General features: G+C 41.4%; 25 protein-coding genes and 1 other RNA gene. 8 read left to right on the forward strand and 18 right to left on the reverse strand.

The window, feature by feature from the left end; translation table 11 throughout:
* Positions 1-31: 31 nt before the first annotated feature.
* The 3 genes from AN393_RS05120 to rsmI all read right to left on the reverse strand — a co-directional run bounded on the left by AN393_RS05120 (position 32) and on the right by rsmI (position 1,729).
* Positions 32-310 carry a hypothetical protein gene (locus tag AN393_RS05120; protein ID WP_055017513.1) on the reverse strand — a complete coding sequence of 93 codons (279 nt, stop codon included), beginning with the start codon at positions 308-310 and terminating at the stop codon, positions 32-34.
* Positions 311-449: 139 nt separating this feature from the next.
* Positions 450-828: RNase P RNA component class A (gene rnpB, locus AN393_RS05560), an RNA gene on the reverse strand.
* Between the two features lie 43 nt (positions 829-871).
* A complete protein-coding gene (gene rsmI, locus AN393_RS05125) occupies positions 872-1,729 on the reverse strand; it encodes a 16S rRNA (cytidine(1402)-2'-O)-methyltransferase (RefSeq protein ID WP_055014190.1) in 858 nt (285 codons plus the stop codon).
* Positions 1,730-1,790: 61 nt separating this feature from the next.
* Here rsmI and AN393_RS05130 point away from each other — a divergent pair, with 61 nt between their 5' ends.
* From AN393_RS05130 to dolP, 4 genes are all read left to right on the forward strand, one after another.
* Positions 1,791-3,674 (forward strand): penicillin-binding protein activator, encoded by a 1,884-nt coding sequence (locus AN393_RS05130; protein WP_055017514.1) that lies wholly within the window; start codon positions 1,791-1,793, stop codon positions 3,672-3,674.
* Positions 3,675-3,686: 12 nt separating this feature from the next.
* Positions 3,687-4,058, forward strand: coding sequence for a YraN family protein (locus AN393_RS05135; RefSeq protein ID WP_055014192.1), 372 nt, complete (start codon positions 3,687-3,689; stop codon positions 4,056-4,058).
* Between the two features lie 70 nt (positions 4,059-4,128).
* Positions 4,129-4,722, forward strand: a complete 594-nt coding sequence (locus tag AN393_RS05140) for an SIS domain-containing protein (RefSeq protein WP_055014193.1) — start codon at positions 4,129-4,131, stop codon at positions 4,720-4,722.
* Positions 4,715-5,281 carry a division/outer membrane stress-associated lipid-binding lipoprotein gene (gene dolP / locus AN393_RS05145; RefSeq protein WP_004589110.1) on the forward strand — a complete coding sequence of 189 codons (567 nt, stop codon included), beginning with the start codon at positions 4,715-4,717 and terminating at the stop codon, positions 5,279-5,281. Before AN393_RS05140 ends, dolP begins: the two co-directional genes overlap by 8 nt.
* Positions 5,282-5,329: 48 nt before the next feature.
* Here dolP and AN393_RS05150 read toward each other — a convergent pair whose 3' ends face one another.
* The 8 genes from AN393_RS05150 to zapE form a co-directional block, all read right to left on the reverse strand.
* A complete protein-coding gene (locus AN393_RS05150) occupies positions 5,330-5,770 on the reverse strand; it encodes a ClpXP protease specificity-enhancing factor (protein WP_055017515.1) in 441 nt (146 codons plus the stop codon).
* Positions 5,770-6,396 (reverse strand): stringent starvation protein SspA, encoded by a 627-nt coding sequence (sspA, locus tag AN393_RS05155; RefSeq protein WP_055014195.1) that lies wholly within the window; start codon positions 6,394-6,396, stop codon positions 5,770-5,772. The genes AN393_RS05150 and sspA overlap by 1 nt, the downstream gene beginning before the upstream one ends.
* Positions 6,397-6,476: 80 nt before the next feature.
* On the reverse strand, positions 6,477-7,226 hold the full coding sequence (locus tag AN393_RS05160) for a cytochrome c1 (protein ID WP_055014196.1): 750 nt from the start codon (positions 7,224-7,226) through the stop codon (positions 6,477-6,479).
* On the reverse strand, positions 7,223-8,488 hold the full coding sequence (locus AN393_RS05165; RefSeq protein WP_055014197.1) for a cytochrome b N-terminal domain-containing protein: 1,266 nt from the start codon (positions 8,486-8,488) through the stop codon (positions 7,223-7,225). The genes AN393_RS05160 and AN393_RS05165 overlap by 4 nt, the downstream gene beginning before the upstream one ends.
* Positions 8,488-9,078: a ubiquinol-cytochrome c reductase iron-sulfur subunit gene (gene petA, locus AN393_RS05170; protein ID WP_055017516.1), complete on the reverse strand. Its 591-nt coding sequence runs from the start codon at positions 9,076-9,078 to the stop codon at positions 8,488-8,490. Before petA ends, AN393_RS05165 begins: the two co-directional genes overlap by 1 nt.
* A gap of 555 nt (positions 9,079-9,633) precedes the next feature.
* On the reverse strand, positions 9,634-10,026 hold the full coding sequence (gene rpsI, locus AN393_RS05175; protein WP_024600778.1) for a 30S ribosomal protein S9: 393 nt from the start codon (positions 10,024-10,026) through the stop codon (positions 9,634-9,636).
* Positions 10,027-10,034: 8 nt separating this feature from the next.
* The gene (rplM, locus tag AN393_RS05180; protein WP_004589103.1) at positions 10,035-10,463 is read right to left on the reverse strand and encodes a 50S ribosomal protein L13; all 429 of its coding nucleotides are present in this window, start codon (positions 10,461-10,463) and stop codon (positions 10,035-10,037) included.
* 288 nt (positions 10,464-10,751) lie between these two features.
* A complete protein-coding gene (zapE, locus tag AN393_RS05185; protein ID WP_055017517.1) occupies positions 10,752-11,840 on the reverse strand; it encodes a cell division protein ZapE in 1,089 nt (362 codons plus the stop codon).
* 135 nt (positions 11,841-11,975) lie between these two features.
* Between zapE and AN393_RS05190 the strand changes: the two genes are divergently transcribed.
* From AN393_RS05190 to AN393_RS05200, 3 genes are all read left to right on the forward strand, one after another.
* The gene (locus AN393_RS05190; RefSeq protein ID WP_055017518.1) at positions 11,976-12,419 is read left to right on the forward strand and encodes a YhcB family protein; all 444 of its coding nucleotides are present in this window, start codon (positions 11,976-11,978) and stop codon (positions 12,417-12,419) included.
* 149 nt (positions 12,420-12,568) lie between these two features.
* Positions 12,569-13,921 carry a Do family serine endopeptidase gene (locus AN393_RS05195; RefSeq protein WP_055014201.1) on the forward strand — a complete coding sequence of 451 codons (1,353 nt, stop codon included), beginning with the start codon at positions 12,569-12,571 and terminating at the stop codon, positions 13,919-13,921.
* 100 nt (positions 13,922-14,021) lie between these two features.
* Positions 14,022-15,104, forward strand: a complete 1,083-nt coding sequence (locus AN393_RS05200) for a trypsin-like peptidase domain-containing protein (protein WP_055014202.1) — start codon at positions 14,022-14,024, stop codon at positions 15,102-15,104.
* 147 nt (positions 15,105-15,251) lie between these two features.
* On the opposite strand, the gene murA is transcribed toward AN393_RS05200, so the two are convergent.
* Genes murA through mlaF form a run of 7 tightly spaced genes read right to left on the reverse strand, consistent with a single transcriptional unit; the run spans position 15,252 to position 19,904 of the window.
* A complete protein-coding gene (murA, locus tag AN393_RS05205; protein WP_055014203.1) occupies positions 15,252-16,511 on the reverse strand; it encodes a UDP-N-acetylglucosamine 1-carboxyvinyltransferase in 1,260 nt (419 codons plus the stop codon).
* A 13-nt stretch (positions 16,512-16,524) separates the two neighbouring features.
* Complete coding sequence (locus AN393_RS05210; protein ID WP_004589097.1) at positions 16,525-16,782, reverse strand: BolA family protein; 258 nt, start codon at positions 16,780-16,782, stop codon at positions 16,525-16,527.
* 5 nt (positions 16,783-16,787) lie between these two features.
* Positions 16,788-17,081: a lipid asymmetry maintenance protein MlaB gene (locus AN393_RS05215; protein WP_055017519.1), complete on the reverse strand. Its 294-nt coding sequence runs from the start codon at positions 17,079-17,081 to the stop codon at positions 16,788-16,790.
* Positions 17,074-17,754, reverse strand: coding sequence for a phospholipid-binding protein MlaC (locus AN393_RS05220; RefSeq protein WP_055017520.1), 681 nt, complete (start codon positions 17,752-17,754; stop codon positions 17,074-17,076). The genes AN393_RS05215 and AN393_RS05220 overlap by 8 nt, the downstream gene beginning before the upstream one ends.
* 5 nt (positions 17,755-17,759) lie before the next feature.
* Positions 17,760-18,308, reverse strand: coding sequence for an outer membrane lipid asymmetry maintenance protein MlaD (gene mlaD, locus AN393_RS05225; RefSeq protein ID WP_004589094.1), 549 nt, complete (start codon positions 18,306-18,308; stop codon positions 17,760-17,762).
* Between the two features lie 13 nt (positions 18,309-18,321).
* Positions 18,322-19,101, reverse strand: a complete 780-nt coding sequence (mlaE, locus tag AN393_RS05230; protein WP_055014206.1) for a lipid asymmetry maintenance ABC transporter permease subunit MlaE — start codon at positions 19,099-19,101, stop codon at positions 18,322-18,324.
* Positions 19,101-19,904, reverse strand: a complete 804-nt coding sequence (gene mlaF / locus AN393_RS05235) for a phospholipid ABC transporter ATP-binding protein MlaF (protein WP_082422676.1) — start codon at positions 19,902-19,904, stop codon at positions 19,101-19,103. The genes mlaE and mlaF overlap by 1 nt, the downstream gene beginning before the upstream one ends.
* A 254-nt stretch (positions 19,905-20,158) precedes the next feature.
* Between mlaF and AN393_RS05240 the strand changes: the two genes are divergently transcribed.
* Positions 20,159-21,127, forward strand: a complete 969-nt coding sequence (locus AN393_RS05240; protein ID WP_055017521.1) for a calcium/sodium antiporter — start codon at positions 20,159-20,161, stop codon at positions 21,125-21,127.

The following is a 21,127-nucleotide window of genomic DNA, read 5'->3' on the forward strand; positions in this document are numbered from 1 at the left end:
TACGTTTAAGAGTCTAAACACTAAGTGTTCATTATTCAAATGCATTCATCACATCAGCCAACCTCTTTAAATCCGCACTTTTATGTGTGTACTCATCTGTAATCCCACCTTTAAAAAGTTCATGCCCAACAACCTGCTGTAGCAGCGCTAAATCAGAAGAGTGATTATTTCGTATGTTACTGATAAACGTATGGCTAAAACTGTGAAAACTGCGCATTTCATCTAGTTCGTTAACACTTGCTATATCAAGCTTAGTAATTAAGCGAGCAAACCAGCTTGTTATACTTTCTGCCGACGTGATCTCGTACAAGACCCCTCGTTTATATTCTCTACATATTCAAGAAAGCCTAATTCAATTAAAACCTGCGGGGTCGAACCTTGACTTCATACATTATAATTTTCAAACACAAAAAAGCCCGCAGCGTTAACTGCGGGCTGTTTTGTTGAATGAGTGAGTTAGCCATATAAGCCGGGTTCTGTCCTTTCCGAAGAAAGTGATAATCATTCGTCTAGGCCATAAATCGCTCTATGGCTCAAGCAACCTACCCGGTTCTCACGTGGGCCACGCGTTCATTATTTAAAATGATAGAACCCTATTTGGTCTTGCTCCGAGTGGAGTTTACCTTGCAACCGACTATTACTAGCGGCCCGGTGCGCTCTTACCGCACCCTTTCACCCTTACCAACCCGAAAGTTGGCGGTCTCCTCTCTGCTGCACTTGTCGTGGACTCACGCCCCCCAGCCGTTAGCTGGCACTCTGCCCTGTGGAGCCCGGACTTTCCTCCCCCTGATCATTTTCGTCACAGGCAGCGATTATCTTGGCTAACTCGGCGCGCAGTATACATGAGCTGCGCCTTGTACGCAGTAAAGATTTACGCTTTTTCGTCAATAATTGTTTTATACAGGGCGTTTTTCTTCATTCCAAAGTATTCTGCAACAATTCCACAGGCTTTTTTCATCGGCATTTCGCTTTCAAGTAGCGCCAGCATTTTACGCGCCTCGGGTGGGATATCGTCCACAAGCTTAGGTTTGCCTGGCAACATTAAAACAATTTCGCCACGTTGCTTAGTGGGATCATCAGTTAAAAATTGCTTTAACTCACTCACTGTGCCGTTAAAAAAGGTTTCAAAGGTTTTGGTTAGCTCTTTTGCAAAAACCACTTGCTGCTCATTACCAAGTGCCGCTTCTAAATCATCTAGGCTTGCCATAATACGGTGAGTGCTTTCGTACATTATGCTGGTAATGCCTGAATTAACAGCCTCAATAAAAAAGTCTTGCCTTGCTTTGCTTTTAGCCGGTGTAAAGCCAATAAACTGAAAACGATCGGTTGGTAGGCCCGAGCAACACACCGCAGTAATCGCAGCACACGCACCAGGCACGGGCGTTACATGTGCGCCTTGCTCGCGGCACAAGTTTACTACGGCATAACCAGGGTCGCTTATTAGCGGCGTGCCGGCATCTGACACCAGCGCGATATTTTTGCCTTCATTTAGCCAATCAATAATTTGCTGCGCTTTTTGCTTTTCGTTATGGTCATGTAATGCAAAGGTTTTAGCCTTTATACCAAAGTGGCTTAGCAGCTTACCGGTGTGGCGCGTGTCTTCAGCAGCGATTAAGTCAACCTGCGATAATGTCGCGATGGCACGCTGGCTTAAGTCGTCATAATTGCCAATTGGGGTGGCTACAATGTAAAGAGTGCCAATTTTCTGTGAATTCTCCTCATTTAACATTGAGGTCTCCTGCGTCAGTCAGTAATATAAGCAAATCGCGTTAACGTATTGGGAAATCATTGTGCGACTTAAACTTGTTAGTCTATTAATTATATTGTCAGGGTTATCGGCCTGTAGCACAACCGAAAAACCAACTAAAAATAGCGATAGTACTAATGCCAGTGCGAATGCGCTGCAAAATCAAGCAACCAGTGCCGATGCTATTTATAAATTAGCCTTAAACCGCACCGGTGCAGACAAAATTCAATTACTTTACAGTGCCCGAGATGCCGCAATTTCGGAGCAAAGCTGGCCATTACTTGAAAATATTTGTAATGAGCTTGAGCAAACCCCAAGCGTTGATAAAATTCAAAACCGCTTATACATTGCTTATGCGCAAAAGCAGCAAAATAAAAACGATCAAGCACTCGTTATTTTACAATCGCTCGACGGCCAACTTAAACAGCCTGAGCACTTTGCTTGGCATCAATATTTAACTGCTAGCATTTATGCATCACAAAACTTTCCTAAGCGCGCTGCACCTTACTTTTTTAGGGCCTCAGAAACAGCGAATAAAAACAACATTGAAATTCCTTCATTGCAACAAGCGCTTTGGGATAACTTAACTAAGCTGTCTTCTTATGCGCTAGAGCGCTTTAATCGTGGCTCTGTTATTCAACAAGGTTGGACTAATTTAGCTTTATATCATCAAGTCTATGCAAATAGCGGTGTAGAGCTTGACCAAGCCATTAATAACTGGCGTCGCCGTTACCCAGGGCACCCTGCAGTGGCTATTTTACCAGAGCAAGATGAAGCACTAGCCAACCTAGCTCCAGTTAACATTGAGCGTTTAGCTGTACTTTTACCGCAATCAGGCGCCAATGAGCGTTTAGGTGACGCCCTTAAAGCAGGCATTTTAGCAGGGCTTGATAAGCAAACTATTAGCGATACCGTTTTTATTGATGAAAACCTCTCAACTCAAGCGTTAAACGAGCAACTAAGCCAATTTAATCCAGACTTTGTGATTGGGCCATTATTAAAAGCGAATATTGATAAACTTGCGCAAGCTAAAACACTTATCGATACGCCAACATTACACTTAAATACGTTTGATGGCGAACGACTCTCGCTGCAACACTACTTTTTTGCTTTAAACCCTGAACATGAAGTACAGCAAGCGCTGGAGCACTTTTTAGCTAAAGGTTATCAAAAGCCCATGCTATTAGCGCCTAATAATGCTAATGGTCAACGTTTGGTAGATTACTTTAATATTCAGTGGCAGCGCTATAGCGAAACCAAACCGCAAATTGGTTTTTATAACGATAACAAAGACATGCCAAACACAATTACAAGCTTGTTAGAGGTCGATAAATCTAAGCAGCGTATTAAAATGGTTAAATCTTTATTTAAACAAGAAGTAGAAAGTGAAACCCGCTCACGTAGCGATATCGATGCTATTTACATTTTAGGTGATGCCATAGAAACACGCCTGATAAAACCTTATTTAGATGTAAATGTCAGTACTTTTGCAGAGCGTATTCCATTGTACGCTAGCTCAAAAAGCCACAGTAAACAAATCGATCGTACCGACAAAGGCGATTTAGAAGGACTTTACTTTACAGAGCTGCCCTGGATGCTTAATTCAACAGTTAAACAGCATAATTTACGCAACCAATACAACACGTTGTGGCCTGAAAATGCCGATATAAGCCAGCGCTTATTTGCTATGGCTTACGATGCAGTGTCGGTGCTAAGTGATATTAGGCAGCTGAGCATAATGCCCGGCAATAAGTTTACAGGCTTAAGTGGAAAGCTTTCGGTTAATACCAGTGGGCACATAGAGCGTACGCTTGATTGGGCACAATACACAAATAGACGCATAAAAGCCGTACAACTAGAAACAAAGCAGCCCGTACCTTTATTTATGCAATCAGCCAACGAAAGCACTTCGCTTACGTTTGATTAATCTGGAGCGGCTATGTCGTGGTTTAAAGCGCTGTGGCAAAATAGCAGAGAAAAAGGCCAGTACTATGAACGCCAAGCAGAAAAATACTTAATCCGTGAGGGGCTAACGCCTATTGAGCGTAATTATTATTGCCCCTTTGGTGAGCTTGATGTGATTATGAAACACGGCGATACGCTTGTATTTGTGGAAGTTAAGTTTCGTAAAAACAATGCCAGAGGCGGCGCAAATTATGCCCTTGGTGCACAAAAACAAGCGCGATTAAAACGTACTATTTATCACTACTTGGCAGCAAAAAACTTAACTAATCAGCCTATCAGAGCCGACTATGTAGCCATTACAGGTCAAGGGGCTGGCAATATAAACTGGATTAAAAACGTACTTTAGAATTATCCACAAACAGATTAGTAAAACGTCCAGCAACATACAAAAATGACGAATAAATTATTGGTAGTCTATGCAAGATACAATTAAAGAAATTTTCACAGAGAGCATTCAAGTACAAATAGCAGCAGGCGAAGTACTGCCCAGCGCACTTGAGTCTGCGGCATTTACCATTGCACAAAGTTTAATTAATGGGAATAAACTTCTTTGCTGTGGCACAACAAACTGCCATATGTTAGCGCAGCACATAGCCGGCGTATTAGTTAATCACTACGAAACTGAGCGCCCCTGTTTACCTGCTATTGCGCTATCTCAAGAAAACATTAATTTAGGACAAAATAGCCAGGTGGATGAGCATGATACCTTTGCTCGCCAAGTACGCGCCTTTGCACAACAAGGCGACTTACTACTTGCGCTTGCCATTAATGGTAACGAAAAACATATTATTTCTGCTGTAGAGGCTGCACTTACTAAAGATATGAAGGTCATAGTGATGGTAGGTGATGACGGTGGAGAACTTGTTGGCTTATTAGGCCCTAATGATGTAGAAATTCGTACGCCTTCTAAGCGACCTAGCCGCATTATTGAATCTCACTTAGTTAACTTACATTGTTTAAGTGAACTGGTTGATTTAACTCTTTTCCCGCAGGATGAAAATTATGTTTAAACGCTCTCTTATTGTTTTAGGTACTGTTGTTTTACTGCAAGGCTGTGCAGCCGCAGTGGTTGCAGGAACAGCTGGTGCAGTAACTGCAGCAAATGATCGCCGTACAATTGGCTCTCAAATAGATGATAATAATATAGAAATTAAAGCCAGTATTGCGCTGAGTGAAGTTGAACGATTAGAAAAGTTTGCTAATGTAGACGCTATAAGCGTAAATGGCATTGTTTTATTAGTTGGGCAAGTCGCCAATCAAGAAATGAAAAACCAAGCTCAGCAAAGCATTGAGGGGCTTTCAGGTATACGTAAAATACACAATCAAATTAGGATTGGCTCTAATATTGGTATTACCACACAAACACACGACTCATGGTTAACTTCTAAAGTAAAAGCGCAGCTGCTAACAGCGAAAGATATTCCAAGTAATAATATTAAAGTAGTAACAGAAAACGCTGAAGTATTTTTAATGGGCTTAGTATCTGAGTCTGAGTCTAACCAAGCGGTTAATATTGCACGCAATGTATCAGGTGTAGAGCGCGTTATTAAAGTGTTTGAATATTTATAAAAGCACATAAAAAAACCGCTAAATTAGCGGTTTTTTTGTATTTAAACGTTACTTAATAACGCGTAAATGCGAACCTTTTTTCTTTTCTGGCTTTTCTGGCGGCGGAGTCTCATCAATAAGTTCATCTGATGTCTCTACACTTTCAAGCTCAGGTACAAAATCGTCTTCGTCCTCTAAAAACTCTTCTGCGGTAAAGACTGTTCCTTCGCCATTTTCACGCGCATAAATAGCAAGTACTGCACCTAAAGGCACATATACCTGCATTGGCTGCCCACCAAAGCGCGCATTAAAGCTTAGCTGCTCCATATCTAACGAAAACCCAGTTACGGCTGAAGGGCTAATATTAAGCACTATTTGGCCATCTTGTACAAACTGCGTAGGCACTTGCACTGCTGGGTAATCTGCGTCCACCACTAAATGCGGTGTGCACTCGTTATCTACGATCCAATCAAAAAAAGCACGTAATAAATAAGGACGATTAGGCGTCATTATAAACGGATCTCACGCTCTGCTTCAGTTAAAGAAGCTTGGAATGACTCACGCTCAAATAAGCGTATCATGTACTCTTTTAGCTCTTTAGCGCCAGAGCCATTAAGCTCAATACCAAGCTCTGGTAAACGCCATAATAGCGGTGCTAAGTAACAATCTACTAAGCTAAACTCTTCACTCATAAAGTAAGGTGCTTCGTTAAAGATTGGTGCAATTGCAAGTAGTGCTTCTGTTAGCTCTTTACGAGCTTGTTCAGCATCTGCAGTATTGTTATTGATTTTTTCAGCTAAGCTGTACCAATCAGTATCAATACGGTGCATCATTAAACGGCTACGACCACGCATTACCGGATAAACAGGCATTAGTGGAGGATGAGGGAAACGTTCATCAAGGTATTCCATGATGATGTTTGCCTGATATAAGCCAAGCTCACGGTCAATCAGTGTCGGTACTGTACCATAAGGGTTAATTTCGTGAAGTGCCTCTGGCAAGTTATCCTTTTCAGCCAAATGAATATCTACACTTACACCTTTTTCTGCAAGTACAATACGTACTTGGTGGCTATACATACAGTTAGCACCAGAAAAAAGGGTCATTACAGGGCGCTTATTGGCAGCTACGGCCATGCCTATACCTCCATTAAATAACTAAAACAGCAATAGGGGCTTAAGCCCCTATTGCAAAATTACCTTGTAAAATGCTCAAATTAATGAACATCTCTCCAGTATTCTTTCTTAAGCATAAATGCCAAGATAAACAGGATAACTAAAAACCCGATTACCTTAATACCTAACGCTTCTGACTCAAGGCGTGTAGGCTCACCTACATACTCTAAGAAATTCGTTAAATCACGAACAGCTTGATCGTATTCATCAACGCTTAGCTCGCCCTTACCATCTGTTTCAGTACCAACAACCTTGATGACTGTTTCACCGTGTTGTTCTACTTCTTCAGTAATAGGTGTAGGTAAACCTTGTAGCTCTTGAAGAACATGTGGCATACCTACTGATGGAAATAACGTATTATTAACACCAAACGGACGTGATTCGTCTTTGTAAAACGATTTTAAGTAAGTATAAATCCAATCACTACCGCGCACACGCGCCACATTTGTTAAGTCCGGCGGAGCCGCTCCAAACCATTTTGCAGCGTCATCTTTAGTGATAGCGTTAAGAATATGACCACCTACTTTTGAACCGTCAAAAATTAGCTGCTCTTTACCAAGCTCTGTCGGAATACCAATATCGCGGAAAGTACGTTCATAACGTTGGTACTGCATTTGGTGACAACCAAGGCAGTAATTCATGAACAACTTAGCGCCGCGTTGCAAAGAAGGTTGATCAGATATATCGTTACCCGCTTCCATTAAAGGAACTGACGGCCCTGCAGCCATAACCATATTAGGCAGCAAGTTTACTGATAAAGCAAATATACCGATAATTAGCTTTTTCATCATTTCGTTAACCTCTCAGGCAATGGCTTAGTTTTTTCATTCTTACTGTATACAAATAACAGTACGAAGAACATAAAGTAAGTCACAGTACAGACTTGAGAAATTATCGTTTTCAAGTCAGTTTGTGGAGTTGCACCCACCCAACCTAAAAGAACGAAAGTTACAACAAAACCTGCAATGTTCCACTTGTGGAAGCCACAACGGTAACGAACCGATTTAACACGACCACGGTCAATCCAAGGTAACAATGCTAGTACCACTATAGACGCACCCATAGCCGCAACACCCATTAACTTGTCTGGGATAGCACGAAGGATTGCATAAAATGGCGTAAAGTACCAAACAGGGAAAATATGCTCAGGTGTTTTAAGTGGATTTGCCGCTTCAAAGTTTGGCGCTTCAAGGAAGAAACCATTCATTGCAGGCATAAAGAATACTACCCAACAAAACAAAATCAAGAAGCCAACAACACCCACAATATCTTTTACTGTGTAGTATGGGTGGAACGGTATCGCATCAACAATATCTTTCTTGCTGGTGTAATACTCATGGAATTTAAATTTAGGCTTATCTTCTTCAGCTACAGTGCCTTTTTTGCGTTTTATTTCAACACCGTCAGGGTTGTTAGAACCCACTTCGTGAAGAGCAACAATGTGCAAGAACACTAAAATAACAATAACCAATGGTAGGGCAATAACGTGTAATGCAAAGAAGCGATTAAGCGTTGCACCCGATATTACGTAGTCACCACGGATCCAAAGTGTTAAGTCATCACCAATAACCGGGATAGCCCCAAATAGTGAAATAATTACCTGTGCACCCCAGAACGACATTTGTCCCCATGGTAGTAAGTAACCCATGAAGGCTTCAGCCATTAACGCTAAGAAAATAAACATACCAAATAGCCACAGTAATTCACGTGGTTTTTGGTAAGAACCGTAGATCATGCCACGGAACATATGCAGATATACAACGATAAAGAACGCAGATGCACCCGTTGAGTGTAAATAACGTAATAGCCAACCGTATTCCACATCACGCATGATGTACTCTACTGATGCAAAAGCGCCCTCAGCAGATGGAACAAAGTTCATCGTTAGCCAAATACCTGTAAGGATTTGGTTTACCAGTACTAACATAGCTAGTGAGCCAAAAAAGTACCAGAAGTTAAAGTTTTTAGGTGCTGGGTACTGTGCAATGTGCATGTTCCAAACACGTGTCATTGGGATACGGTCGTCAATCCAACCAATCAGCTTACCAAACATTAGGCTACCCCTTTTTCTTCGCCCACTAAAATAGTGGTATCATCAAGAAAAGTATAAGGTGGTATTTCTAAGTTTAATGGTGCTGGTACTGATTGAAATACTCGTCCAGCCATATCAAATTTAGAACCGTGACACGGACAGAAAAATCCATCGTCAGTGCCCTCAACTTTCTCACCAAAGTTACCTTGTAAGAAACCTGGCGAGCACCCTAAATGCGTACAAATACCCACAGCGACAAATATCTCTGGGCGTAATGAACGGTAATCATTTGTTGATGATTCTAGTTGTTGTGGCTCTTGCGATTGCGGATCACGAAGTTGACCTTCATGTTCTTTCATCTGCTCAAGCATTTTAGGGGTACGTGATACAACCCATACAGGTTTACCACGCCACTCGACACGTATTAATTGCCCTGGCTCAAGTTTGCTGATATCTACTTCTACAGGCGCACCCGCAGATTTAGCTCGCTCACTTGGATTCCAAGACGCAATAAAAGGAACAGCAGCCCCAGCCGCACCAACACCACCTACAACAGAGGTAGCTATGGTTAAAAAGCGACGTCGGCCATTGTCTACAGGCGCATTGCTCATCCACTTATCTCCACTATGATTCTCAACACTTGCTATATTGAGAACATCAGTTACAGCAGGTTAATTTTTCAAAAATTTTAAAATAGAAGCGATCATAATTAAAACCCTTGATTAAAACAAGGTTATTCACAGCCTCACGCTCGAATAACCCGACTTGATCAACAGGTTGATAAAGTAAGCTCGAGAATAAAGCCGAATGACTATAATAGCGCTTCTGTAAAAACAATATACTGACCAAGATCAACCCCACTAAGAGGAAACAGATAAACTGTACATGGTGATGTTGAACTTGCTCATACTACTTGCCAGCCAATTGTAGCAAAAAATTCCACCAATTAACTGATGGATTTACACTAATTGCGATAATTATTTAACTTTTTTGCAGTGAAATGGGTGTTTTTTAACTTTCGTACATTAAATACGCGGTAAATACAAAATATGATCAGCGCCTGGCCTTAAAAAAGGAGGCTGGAGGTAGGTAAGTACTTAAATTTAAATGCCAAAAACAAAAAACCCAGCATAAGCTGGGTTTTTGAATTCTTGATAACGTAAAAATTAACGTTTTGAGAACTGTGGACGCTTACGCGCTTTCTTAAGACCCACTTTCTTACGTTCAACTTTACGTGCATCACGTGTAACAAAACCTGCTTTACGAAGTTGTGGACGTAATGACTCGTCAAACTCCATAAGTGCACGAGTGATACCGTGACGGATAGCACCAGCTTGACCAGTTGTACCACCACCGGCAACGGTGATGTGAAGGTCAAATTTTTCAGTCATGTCAACAAGCTCAAGAGCTTGACGAACAACCATGCGTGCTGTTTCGCGACCAAAGTACTCTTCTAAAGAGCGCTTGTTGATTACGATGTTACCAGTGCCTGGGCGTAAGAATACGCGAGCACTTGAACTTTTACGACGACCTGTACCGTAGTATTGATTTGCCATGATAGTGCTCCTTAAATGTCTAGAACCTGAGGCTGTTGTGCAGCATGGTTGTGCTCAGTACCTGCGTAAACTTTAAGTTTACGGTACATTGCGCGGCCTAAAGGACCACGTGGCAACATGCCTTTAACAGCTTTTTCGATGATCATTTCAGGCTTTGCAGCTTGAAGTTTATCAAAAGTAGTAGACTTAAGACCACCTGGGAAACCAGTATGAGCGTAGTACACTTTATCTTTGAATTTGTTACCAGTTACAGTAACTTTCTCAGCGTTGATAACGATGATGTAATCACCAGTATCTACGTGTGGAGTGTATTCAGCTTTATGCTTACCGCGTAGGCGATGAGCGATTTCAGTAGCGATGCGACCTAAAGTTTTACCTTCAGCGTCAACTACGTACCAGTCACGTTTTACTGTTTCTGGTTTAGCAACAAACGTTTTCATTTATAAAAATCCAATGTTTTTCAATTAAAACCACAGGCAGTTATTATTAACTACCGCTCTAAGTATGCTATAACCCCTTCGAGTTTTAGACTTTAGCGCCGCTCACAAGTGGCTAAACTATATGAGGACATAGAACGCAACGTGGCAGACGCGGGAGTATACCAGCACTTAAAACACATTGCTACCGAGCGGTTGTTTTTTCCACAAGAAAATTACAAAAATTTATGTATTGATATAAAAACACAATAAAGCCGGTTAAAAGAGTTATTACGCGCTTATAAACTGGCGCTACGATAAATGCTCTTTTGCTAAATACTCTAATGACTGCATTTCTTGAAGGCGACTAATACAACGTTTAAATTCAAAGTTAAGGTTGCCCTGCGTATATAGCTCAATAATTGGCTTTTCAGCCGAAATAATCAAGGTGACATGGCGCTCGTAAAATTCATCCACTAAGGCTATAAAGCGCCTAGCTGCATCGTCATTATTTTGCCCAAGCTGTTTTACATTAGAAAGTATAACGGTGTTATATAAACGGCTAATTTCCATGTAATCGACTTGGCTACGTGCGGTTTCGCACAATTCGCTAAATTCAAACATCACTACACACTTAGCCACTTTGCGTGTGTTGATTAAGCGCCCTTCTATTTCTATGGGTTGGTCACATTCCCCCGCCTCTGGCGAGAGTTTATCAAAATATTCAAATAAGTTTTTATCGGCTTGCTCATCTAATGGGCTGTGAAATATTTCGGCTTGCTCAAGGGTACGCAAGCGATAATCAATACCAGAGTCTACGTTTACTATTTCTGTGTTCGCTTTTACCAGTTCAATGGCCGGAATAAAACGCGCACGTTGCAGGCCGTTTTTATATAAATCATCAGGTACTATATTAGAGGTAGCGACTAATACGATATTGCGTGCAAATAATGCCTGCATTAAGCCGCCGAGTAACATGGCATCGGTAATATCTTGCACAAAAAATTCATCAAAACAGATAATGTCGGTTTCGGCTTTAAATATGTCGGCAACAATTTCTAGCGGGTTACTTTTATTATTGAGTTTTTTTAGTTCATCGTGAACTCGGTGCATAAAGCGATGAAAATGCACGCGCATTTTACGCTCACCTGGCAGTGCCTCATAAAAGGTATCGACTAGGTAGGTTTTACCACGCCCTACACCGCCCCAAAAATAAAGCCCTTTTATTGGCTCAGGTTCGTTTTTATTAAACAACTTTGCAAAAAAACCTTGCTGCTGCGGTTTTTTATTTGTCAGGTCATCGTATAAACGTTGTAAATGGCGCACTGCATTTTCTTGTGCTTGGTCATGTACAAAGTCATCGCGCTTAAGATCTTGCTGGTAAGTTTGCCAAGGAGTCATATCTAATTACATTTTAAACACAGTTTAATTTGCTCAGCATATTAACACGCATCTTAACTCGGGGTATATTACCTACAGGATGATTTATATTTGAATCAGGCATTATTAGATATTTTTTCCCAAAGGGGTAAAGTTATGGGCACAGTTACGTGGGTAGGTTTAATTGTCATTACTGCTGTAGTGGCATTTTTTGTTGGTGCATTCGTTACTAAAAAACAATTTAAACAAGATGAATTAAAAGAACAAGCAGAGCAAGCACAAAACGCGCTTGAGCAGTATCGCCAAGATGTGGCTGATCATTTAGCAAGCACGGGTAAGCTTGTGAATAAAATGAAAGAAAATTACGACCAACTACTCAACCATGTTGAAGAAACTAATCAACTATTACTTGATGATAAAAACAAAGCCCCTAGTGAGCCGTTTTTCTCTAAAGAAACAACTGAGCAATTACAAGCGTCTTTAAAAGAACGCGAAGTTGACCGTTCATCTGCACAGGCACAACCTGCCGATTACGTATCGGGCGAGTCTGGTTTGTTTGCAGGACAAAATAGCGATTCAAAAACAGTAAAAGCCTCTTGATATACGATGCACGCTAAAATGTTAGTGCTATCTTGAGGAACTTTTTTTTGACCCCATAGTCTTTAAATGTAACAGCTTTATATTTAAATTCGAAGAGGCTGCTTATGCAGCCTTTTTGCTTTTCCTGTGATGTGGAGTACACCCTGACTATGAAAATGAAATTATCACTTATTAGTGCTGCAATCTTATCTACGAGCTTATTATTAAGCCCTATGGCCTCTTATGCAAAACTACCTATTGCTGTTAACGGCCAACAATTACCTACACTTGCGCCTATGCTTGAGCAAATTACTCCAGGCGTTGTGAGCATTCAGGTTTCTGGGTCAAAAGAAGTACGTCGTCGTGCAGACCCCCTTGAATACTTTTTTGGTAACCCTCAACCACGTAGCCAAAAACGTCAATTTAGTGGGTTAGGCTCAGGGGTTATTATTGATGCCGATGAAGGTTATGTCGTAACAAATAATCACGTAATTCAAGATGCCGAAAAAATGGTGGTGACGCTAGAAGATGGCCGTGAATTTGAAGCGACTAAAATAGGTACAGATAAAGAGTCTGATATTGCATTATTACAAATAGATGCAGATGATTTAACCGCAGTTAAACTCGCTAATTCAGATAAATTGCGTGTCGGCGACTTTGCAGTGGCCATTGGTAATCCATTTGGTTTAAGCCATACCGTAACCTCAGGTATTGTAAGTGCATTAGGGCGTAGTGGTTTAAATATTGAAGGCTATGAAGACTTTATTCAAACCGATGCGGCTATTAACCAAGGTAACTCAGGAGGCGCTTTAGTTAATTTAAATGGTGAACTCATTGGTATTAATACTGCTATTTTAGGTGCCTCGGGAGGAAATGTAGGTATTGGCTTTGCTATTCCATCAAATATGATGAAAAACCTAGTCGACCAAATTATTGAACATGGCGAAGTTCGCCGTGGCTCACTGGGTATTTCTGGCCGCCCACTTGATGCAGGCCTTGCAAAAGCACAGCAACTTGACGTTAAACAAGGGGCTTATGTTATGCAAGTAATGGATGATACCGCAGCAAGTAAAGCAGGTATTAAAGCTGGCGATGTTATTATTAGTATTAATGGTAGCGATATTAGTGGCTTCCATGAGCTGCGTAGCAAAATAGCGACTTTAGGTGAAGGCCGTGAAGTTAAATTAGGTATTTACCGCGATGGCAAAGTAAAAACTATTAAGGTGACCCTTGATGGCGCATCGGGTGTAACAGCTGCAGGCGATGAACTGCATCCTGCATTCCAAGGTGCAACGCTTGAAAACGTGCAAAAAAATGGCACTAAAGGTATTGAAGTAGCCACAGTAGATCCGCGCTCTCCTTCGGCACGCGTAGGTCTTGAAGAAGGTGATATTATTGTACAAGTTAACCGCCAACGTGTAGAAAACATTCGTCAAATGAACAAAATTATCGAAGATACCCAAGGTAATATTGTACTTGGCGTTAAACGTGGCAGAGAGTCTATCTTTGTACTTATTCAATAAGTAACACACTATAAATAAGCAATAAAAATAACAGCAGCACTTGCCGCTGTTATTTTTTTTATGCCATCATAAAGAATTGCTCACTAACAATAAGAATCTCGTGCTGAAATTACTAAAATTTGTACTTCCCCCCTTGTTTGTCGGTTTAGGTATCGCTTTTTTAGTGGTTTTTTTCAGCCCTAATATGCGCGCCTCTTTACTCCCTAATGTTCCCTTGCCCAGTGCTATGAGCTCAAATCATCTTAGTTTTTCTGACGCGGTTAAACGTGCTGCACCGTCGGTGGTAACCATTTTTTCGGAAAGTATTTCTAAAGAGCCTAGGTATAAGCAACAAAACACCGTTCAAGAGCTGGGCTCTGGGGTTATTATGACCCAAGATGGTTACATTTTAACTAACTACCACGTCATAAATAATGCAGATCAAATTTTGGTTATATTAACCGATGGCCGACGCTTTTTTGATGTGCAGTTAATTGGCTTTGACACTATTACCGACTTAGCCTTATTAAAAATTAACGCCGATCACCTGCCCGTTATTCCGGTAAACGACAATTACACCACAAGTGTAGGCGATGTAGTACTAGCCATAGGTAACCCACTCAATTTAGGGCAAACCATCACCCAAGGTATAATCAGCGCCACCGGTAAACAAAAAATTACCGATAGCCCTTACAACAACCTATTACAAATGGATGCCGCTATAAATGTAGGTAACTCTGGTGGCGCCTTAGTTAATTCTAATGGTGATTTAGTGGGAATTACGTCTGCGCAGTTTAAAACCCGTGAAAACCTAAATATCCAAGGAATATTTTTTGCTGTTCCCTATTCGCTGGCTAAAGAAGTAATGGCAAAGCTGATACGCCATGGCCGTGTAGTACGTGGTTATTTAGGGTTTGAAGGCACGGCTGTTGATAGCACAGGCAAAGAAGTAAACGACAGTCTAACACCGGTTGCAGGCATGCGAATCACCAATTTAGACCCATTAGGCCCTGCATGGCAAGCTGGCATTGAAGAGCAAGATATTGTTATTAAAATTGCAGGATTAAGCGTTGCCAACCCGCAAAAAGTACTCGAAAAAATAGGCAATACACAGCCCGGTAAAGAAATAGAATTTGAGCTGTATCGAAACGGTAAAATAAAAAAAATAATGGTTAGAGTTGCAGAACTCGAGACTAAACTCTAACCAAAGTGACAATAAAAAGGTCGGATAGCAATACGCGTATCCGACCTTTTTTATGTCTAAAGTAAACTGTCTTTAACCCAGTGTGCTTAATTTAGCGAGCAAGTTTGCCCTCACCTCAAAGCAAATAAATATTATTGCGAATGGGTATTAGCTACTTCTGCGCTTAATATTAGCGCCTAAGCCACTGAGTTTATCTTCAATGCGTTGATAGCCTCGGTCTACGTGGTAAATACGATCGACTACCGTTTCACCTTGCGCCACTATACCGGTTAAAATTAAGCTTGCAGAGGCACGTAAATCAGTTGCCATTACCTGAGCACCACTTAAACTTTGCGTTTCACCACAAATAGCCGTGTGCCCTTCTAAACGAATATTAGCGCCCATGCGTTGTAACTCAGGTACATGCATAAAACGGTTTTCAAAAATGGTTTCGGTAATTGTTGCACTGCCATTAGCCACTACATTTAACGCGGTAAACTGCGCTTGCATGTCGGTTGGAAAACCAGGGTGAGGCATGGTTTTAATATTAACGGCTTTAAGCTCACGATTACGCATATCTAAATAAATGCTGTCATCGTTTACTTCAACTAATGCATTCGCGGCACGTAATTTTTCAATAACAGGCTCAAGTGAATGATAATCTGTTTTTTTACAAAGTACTTCGCCTGCAGCCATTGCTGCTGCAACTAAAAAAGTGCCCGTTTCAATGCGGTCAGGTAAAATACTGTGCTCACAGCCGCCTAAACGCTCTACGCCATCAATTTCTATACGGCTTGTACCTGCACCAGTAATTTTTGCACCCATTGCAATTAGGCAATTGGCAAGGTCAATAATTTCGGGCTCGCGTGCTGCGTTTTCAAGTACCGTTTTACCATCGGCAAGTGCTGCGGCCATTAGTAAGTTTTCGGTTGCGCCAACACTCACCATTTCCATAAAAATTTCAGCGCCTTTAAGACGACCTTCTACTTTTGCATTGATATAACCGTTTTCAACGTTTATTTGCGCGCCCATGCGCTCTAAACCTTGAATATGTATATCAACTGGGCGGGCGCCTATTGCACACCCACCAGGTAGCGATACCTGCGCCTCACCGAAACGTGCTACTAAAGGCCCTAGGGCTAAAACAGAAGCGCGCATCTGCTTAACTAAATCATAAGGAGCAAGCGTTTTGTTAACGGTTGCACCGTCAATGTAGAGTGTATCGCCTTGCCAATTTACGGTCGCGCCTAAGGTGCTTAAAAGCGCTTCGGTGGTTACAATATCGCGAAGGCGAGGTACATTCGTAAATGTACTCTTACCGTCGCCAAGCAATGCAGCGAACAAAATTGGTAATGCGGCATTTTTAGCGCCAGAAATAGTTACTTCACCAGCAAGTGAAGTGCCACCTTGAATTACAAACTGATCCATTAAGAGGCCTTAACTATTGAGGTAAAATAAATTTTTGTTCACGCTTCCACTCAGTTGGCGTAAATGCACGAATTGATACAGCGTGAATTGTACCGTCTGAAATAGTATTCATTAATGGGCCATAAACTAGCTGTTGCTTTTTAACGCGGCTTAAACCGTCAAAGCACTCACCTACCGCAATTACTTCATAATGGCTACCATTGGCTTTTACTTTTACTTCAGATAATTGAAGTTCATCGCGTAATAACGTTTCGACTTGGCTAGTTTCCATAACTCTCACTCAAATAAAGTTGTTACCTGACCTAATTGCATTAAATTTTGCAATTGCTCAGGTGGGTTTTGCAATTCAAGGCGTGTGCCCTGTTGCTTAAATTCAGCAAAAGAGTGAATTAACCAAGCTAAGCCCGCTGTGTCAACCCTCATGACATCACAAAGGTCAAAATAGATGGTTTTATGCTTACTTAATGACTGGACGTTCAGAAGCGGTTCATTGCCAATTGAGCTGCGGGTAAGTTCACCACTTACCCTATAATGCTGCTCATCAACTTGGCTAATTGCCAATTTAGTCATTGCTGTTGTTGCCTCTAAATTGCACAGGTAGCTGACTCTTTTGCTCTAGTAATTTGCTTACATGCGCAATACCCTGCTGGCGCAAAATACCTTGTAGCTCACTTTGTTTTGCATCAAGTAAGCTAATTCCTTCTGCAATCATATCGTATGCACGCCACTCGCCACTGCGATCTTCACGCACTTTAAAATCAATTTTTATGTCAGGTTTACCATCTTCAATGATTTTAGTTTTTACTACAACCACATCTTTTCCTTTAAATGGTTGTGCTGCACCAAACTCAACATGTTGGTCTGTATATTGAGTAAATACCCCAGCGTAAGTTGCGACTAAATAACTTCTAAACGCACCAATAAATTCTTGGATGTCTTTTATCGCTTTGGCTTTTTGCGCTTCATCTTTAATCGCACGTACTTTAGACACTTCACTACCTAATACGCGTAATGCTGCATATTTGTAGTCTATGTAAGGCATTAACTCTTCTTCTACAATAACACGAAGGTGTTCTTTATCTTTAACGATAAGCGGTTGATCTTTTTTAATCCGCTCAAAAGTATGCTCTGATACTTGGCGTACCATTTTATTAGGATCTGTCAATTTTACTTCGGCTGCGCTAACACTTTGCACAGCAAGGGTTGCACCAAGTGCAATAACGGCTAAAAACTGTTTCAACATAATAATTACTCACTACCTTGGTTGAATAAAAACTGCCCAATTAACTCTTCTAAAACAAGTGCAGACTTCGTATCTGTGATTGAATCACCATCACCTAGCGCTTTGCTTTCTACGCCAAATAACTCATCGATTGCTTGATCTTGCGCGTTTTCGGTCACTGTTTCACCTAAACAGCGTTGCTCTGCTGCGTTAGGAGAAATAACAGGGTGAATACCTAAGTACTGCTCCCCTAAAATTCCCGATGTTAAAATTGAGATTGAGCTCGTGTCTGAAAAACGACATAAATACTGTGCATCAATAGTCATATTGACCACAGGCAAAAACTCCTGCGGATGGACATAAATAGATTCAACACGCCCAATTACTACGCCGCCTACTTTTACCGGCGCGCGTGCTTTAAGTGAGCCAATATTTTCAAACTTTGCATTTAGCGTGTAGGTTTCGCCCGACCCGCTAATACCCGAATTAGCCACTTTAAGTGCTAACATTGCAAACGCTAAAATGCCTAATGCGACAAAAAAGCCAACTAAAATCTCTAATTTCCGTGAATTCATTATCTATACCCTATTAGCTGGTAAACATTACCGCTGTCAAAATAAAGTCAAACCCTAATACTGCCAGTGATGAGTGAACAACTGTTTCTGTTGTTGCTTTACTGATCCCTTCTGAGGTTGGAATACAATCGTAGCCCTTATAAAGCGCAATCCAGGTCACTACCATGGCAAATACAAAACTTTTGATCATGCCGTTTAATACATCTTCTTGAAACGATACTTGCGACTGCATTATCGACCAAAAGCTGCCGGTATCTACGCCTAACCAATCAACCCCAACTAAATGAGCACCGATAATGGCAACCGCAGAAAAAATAAGTGCAAGCAATGGCATACTAATAAAACCAGCCCAAAAACGCGGAGCAATAATGCGCTTAAGAGGGTCAATGGCCATCATTTCTAGTGAAGAGAGTTGTTCGGTGGCTTTCATTAAACCAATTTCTGCGGTTAGTGCACTGCCGGCGCGCCCCGCAAATAATAGCGCGGTTACCACAGGACCTAATTCACGTAACAAACTAAGCGCAACTAATGGGCCTAAGCTGTCTTCGGCACCATAGCCTACTAGTACGGTATACCCTTGCAGCGCAAGCACCATACCAATAAACAAACCCGACACCATAATAATTAATAATGATTGCGAACCAACCATATAAAGTTGTCGTACTAACAGCGGTGTGCCTTTTTTAAAGTTAGGTATATTCCACAGTGCATTAAAAAGCATGGTGGCAGAGCGCCCTAATGCTGCAAAACGCCCTAGCGTTTTATGACCTAACTTTTGAAATAAATCCAACATTAAGTGTTTTCTCCTAACAGCTCATCAGCATACGTTTGTGCTGGGTAATGAAATGGCACAGGCCCATCCGATAACCCTTTTAAAAACTGCTGTACTAATGGAGATTCATGGTTTCTCATTTCATCCGGTGTCCCTGCCCCTATTACGCCTTGGTCGGCAATAATAATAACGTGATCGGCAATACTCATTACCTCCGTCACATCGTGGGTTACAATAAGGGATGATAAACCTAGCACTTCATTTAATGACTTAATAAGCTTTACCAATACGCCCATAGATATTGGGTCTTGGCCGGCAAAAGGCTCATCATACATAATGAGCTCTGGGTCCAGCGCAATAGCACGTGCAAGTGCTGCTCGTCTGGCCATACCACCAGAAAGCTCAGAAGGCATTAAATCTTTAGCGCCGCGTAAACCCACTGCTTGCAGTTTCATTAATACGACTAGTTTTATTAACGCTTCACTTAACTTGGTATGCTCTCGCAGAGGAAATGCAATGTTGTCAAATACCGACATATCAGTAAATAACGCACCGCTTTGAAACAGCATGCTCATTTTGGTTCGTGCCGCATATAACTCTTTGCGCGACATTTTAGGAATACTGCCACCTTCGAATAAAATATCGCCGGCGTCAGGCTTAAGCTGCCCACCAATTAAGCGTAGCATTGTGGTTTTGCCAATTCCGCTTGGCCCCATAATCGCTGTTATCTTACCTTTAGGAACACTAAAACTCATATTTTTATATATGGTTCTATCGCCTCGCGAAAAGCTAACATCCTTGACTTCTACTATTGATTGCGACAAGTCGCTCTCCGTAACAATGTTCACTCGTGCTCCTATTTTAAGGGTTTTTTAACCAAGATGGAAAAAACAATTCGTAAGATTTTGTAATACGCCTACAAAAAGCGCTGTAAGGCTGAAGTAAATTGCCTTAACCTTTGCTTAAGCGCATAAAATTCGCACACTGCTATAGTAGACCCCACTCTTTTGCTTATACTTTCATGTTGGCTTTTGTTACTATTCGCGCCATCTGTATTTTGAACATCTGGCTTAACATAATGGTTACCTCGTTTGTTATTTTAATTCTTGGTTTTGCTGCACTTGTATGGAGCGCCGACCGATTTGTATACGGTGCGGCTGCGCTTGCTAAAAACTTTGGAGTGCCCACTTTAATAGTTGGCTTAACGGTTGTTGCTATGGGTTCTTCGGCCCCTGAAATGATGGTGTCTGCATCGGCTGCTCTGGCCAATAAAACCGACACAGCGGTAGGTAACGCGGTGGGCTCAAATATAACAAATATATTACTTGTGTTAGGGATAACCGCACTGCTGCGCCCGCTGAGTGTTTCCTCAAGTACGTTAAAACGCGAAATGCCGCTCGTAATGTTGGCATCATTGGCTACGTGGTATGTGTTTTCAGATAACTACTTTTCACTCACCGAAGGTATCGCCTTATTAGTCGCTTTTATTGTATTTATTGGTGGTTTAATTATTGTATCCCTACGAGCTAAAAACCAAGATGATCCATTTGTTTCAGAAGCATGCGATGAAGTCCCTAATGATGTTCCCACTAAAAAAGCAATATTTTGGCTTATTGTCGGTATGGTTTTATTGCCTGTAAGCTCCCATTTTTTAGTTGGTTCAGCTGTCGATATAGCAAAATACTTTGGTTTAAGCGATTTAGTTATTGGTTTAACTATTATTGCCATTGGCACAAGCTTGCCTGAACTTGCGGCTTCTGTTGCAGGCGTTCTTAAAAACGAAGACGATTTAGCGCTAGGTAATATTGTTGGCTCAAATATATTTAATATTCTAGCGGTATTGCCGCTTGCAGGTATTATTAACCCATCAGTGGTCGACCCATCACTTGCAAACCGCGACATACTTATTATGTTGGGTGCAACGCTTGCGCTTATTATTATGTCATTGAACTTTAGAGGTTCTCAGCGTATCAATAGAGTAGAAGGTGGCCTATTACTCATCGCATTTTTGGCGTACCAAGGTTATATTTTTAGTCAAGTAGGGTAA

This window comes from Pseudoalteromonas sp. P1-25 (assembly GCF_001401805.1).
Classification (GTDB): domain Bacteria; phylum Pseudomonadota; class Gammaproteobacteria; order Enterobacterales; family Alteromonadaceae; genus Pseudoalteromonas.

What these genes read in the sequence shown, in the direction of transcription:
- rsmI (WP_055014190.1), bottom strand. Translation starts at nt 1,729, where the DNA reads ATGTTAAATGAGGAGAATTCACAGAAAATTGGCACTCTTTACATTGTA.
- AN393_RS05135 (WP_055014192.1), top strand. Translation starts at nt 3,687, where the DNA reads ATGTCGTGGTTTAAAGCGCTGTGGCAAAATAGCAGAGAAAAAGGCCAG.
- AN393_RS05140 (WP_055014193.1), top strand. Translation starts at nt 4,129, where the DNA reads ATGCAAGATACAATTAAAGAAATTTTCACAGAGAGCATTCAAGTACAA.
- dolP (WP_004589110.1), top strand. Translation starts at nt 4,715, where the DNA reads ATGTTTAAACGCTCTCTTATTGTTTTAGGTACTGTTGTTTTACTGCAA.
- AN393_RS05150 (WP_055017515.1), bottom strand. Translation starts at nt 5,770, where the DNA reads ATGACGCCTAATCGTCCTTATTTATTACGTGCTTTTTTTGATTGGATC.
- sspA (WP_055014195.1), bottom strand. Translation starts at nt 6,396, where the DNA reads ATGGCCGTAGCTGCCAATAAGCGCCCTGTAATGACCCTTTTTTCTGGT.
- AN393_RS05160 (WP_055014196.1), bottom strand. Translation starts at nt 7,226, where the DNA reads ATGATGAAAAAGCTAATTATCGGTATATTTGCTTTATCAGTAAACTTG.
- AN393_RS05165 (WP_055014197.1), bottom strand. Translation starts at nt 8,488, where the DNA reads ATGTTTGGTAAGCTGATTGGTTGGATTGACGACCGTATCCCAATGACA.
- petA (WP_055017516.1), bottom strand. Translation starts at nt 9,078, where the DNA reads ATGAGCAATGCGCCTGTAGACAATGGCCGACGTCGCTTTTTAACCATA.
- rplM (WP_004589103.1), bottom strand. Translation starts at nt 10,463, where the DNA reads ATGAAAACGTTTGTTGCTAAACCAGAAACAGTAAAACGTGACTGGTAC.
- zapE (WP_055017517.1), bottom strand. Translation starts at nt 11,840, where the DNA reads ATGACTCCTTGGCAAACTTACCAGCAAGATCTTAAGCGCGATGACTTT.
- AN393_RS05190 (WP_055017518.1), top strand. Translation starts at nt 11,976, where the DNA reads ATGGGCACAGTTACGTGGGTAGGTTTAATTGTCATTACTGCTGTAGTG.
- AN393_RS05195 (WP_055014201.1), top strand. Translation starts at nt 12,569, where the DNA reads ATGAAAATGAAATTATCACTTATTAGTGCTGCAATCTTATCTACGAGC.
- murA (WP_055014203.1), bottom strand. Translation starts at nt 16,511, where the DNA reads ATGGATCAGTTTGTAATTCAAGGTGGCACTTCACTTGCTGGTGAAGTA.
- AN393_RS05210 (WP_004589097.1), bottom strand. Translation starts at nt 16,782, where the DNA reads ATGGAAACTAGCCAAGTCGAAACGTTATTACGCGATGAACTTCAATTA.
- AN393_RS05215 (WP_055017519.1), bottom strand. Translation starts at nt 17,081, where the DNA reads ATGACTAAATTGGCAATTAGCCAAGTTGATGAGCAGCATTATAGGGTA.
- AN393_RS05220 (WP_055017520.1), bottom strand. Translation starts at nt 17,754, where the DNA reads ATGTTGAAACAGTTTTTAGCCGTTATTGCACTTGGTGCAACCCTTGCT.
- mlaD (WP_004589094.1), bottom strand. Translation starts at nt 18,308, where the DNA reads ATGAATTCACGGAAATTAGAGATTTTAGTTGGCTTTTTTGTCGCATTA.
- mlaE (WP_055014206.1), bottom strand. Translation starts at nt 19,101, where the DNA reads ATGTTGGATTTATTTCAAAAGTTAGGTCATAAAACGCTAGGGCGTTTT.
- AN393_RS05240 (WP_055017521.1), top strand. Translation starts at nt 20,159, where the DNA reads ATGGTTACCTCGTTTGTTATTTTAATTCTTGGTTTTGCTGCACTTGTA.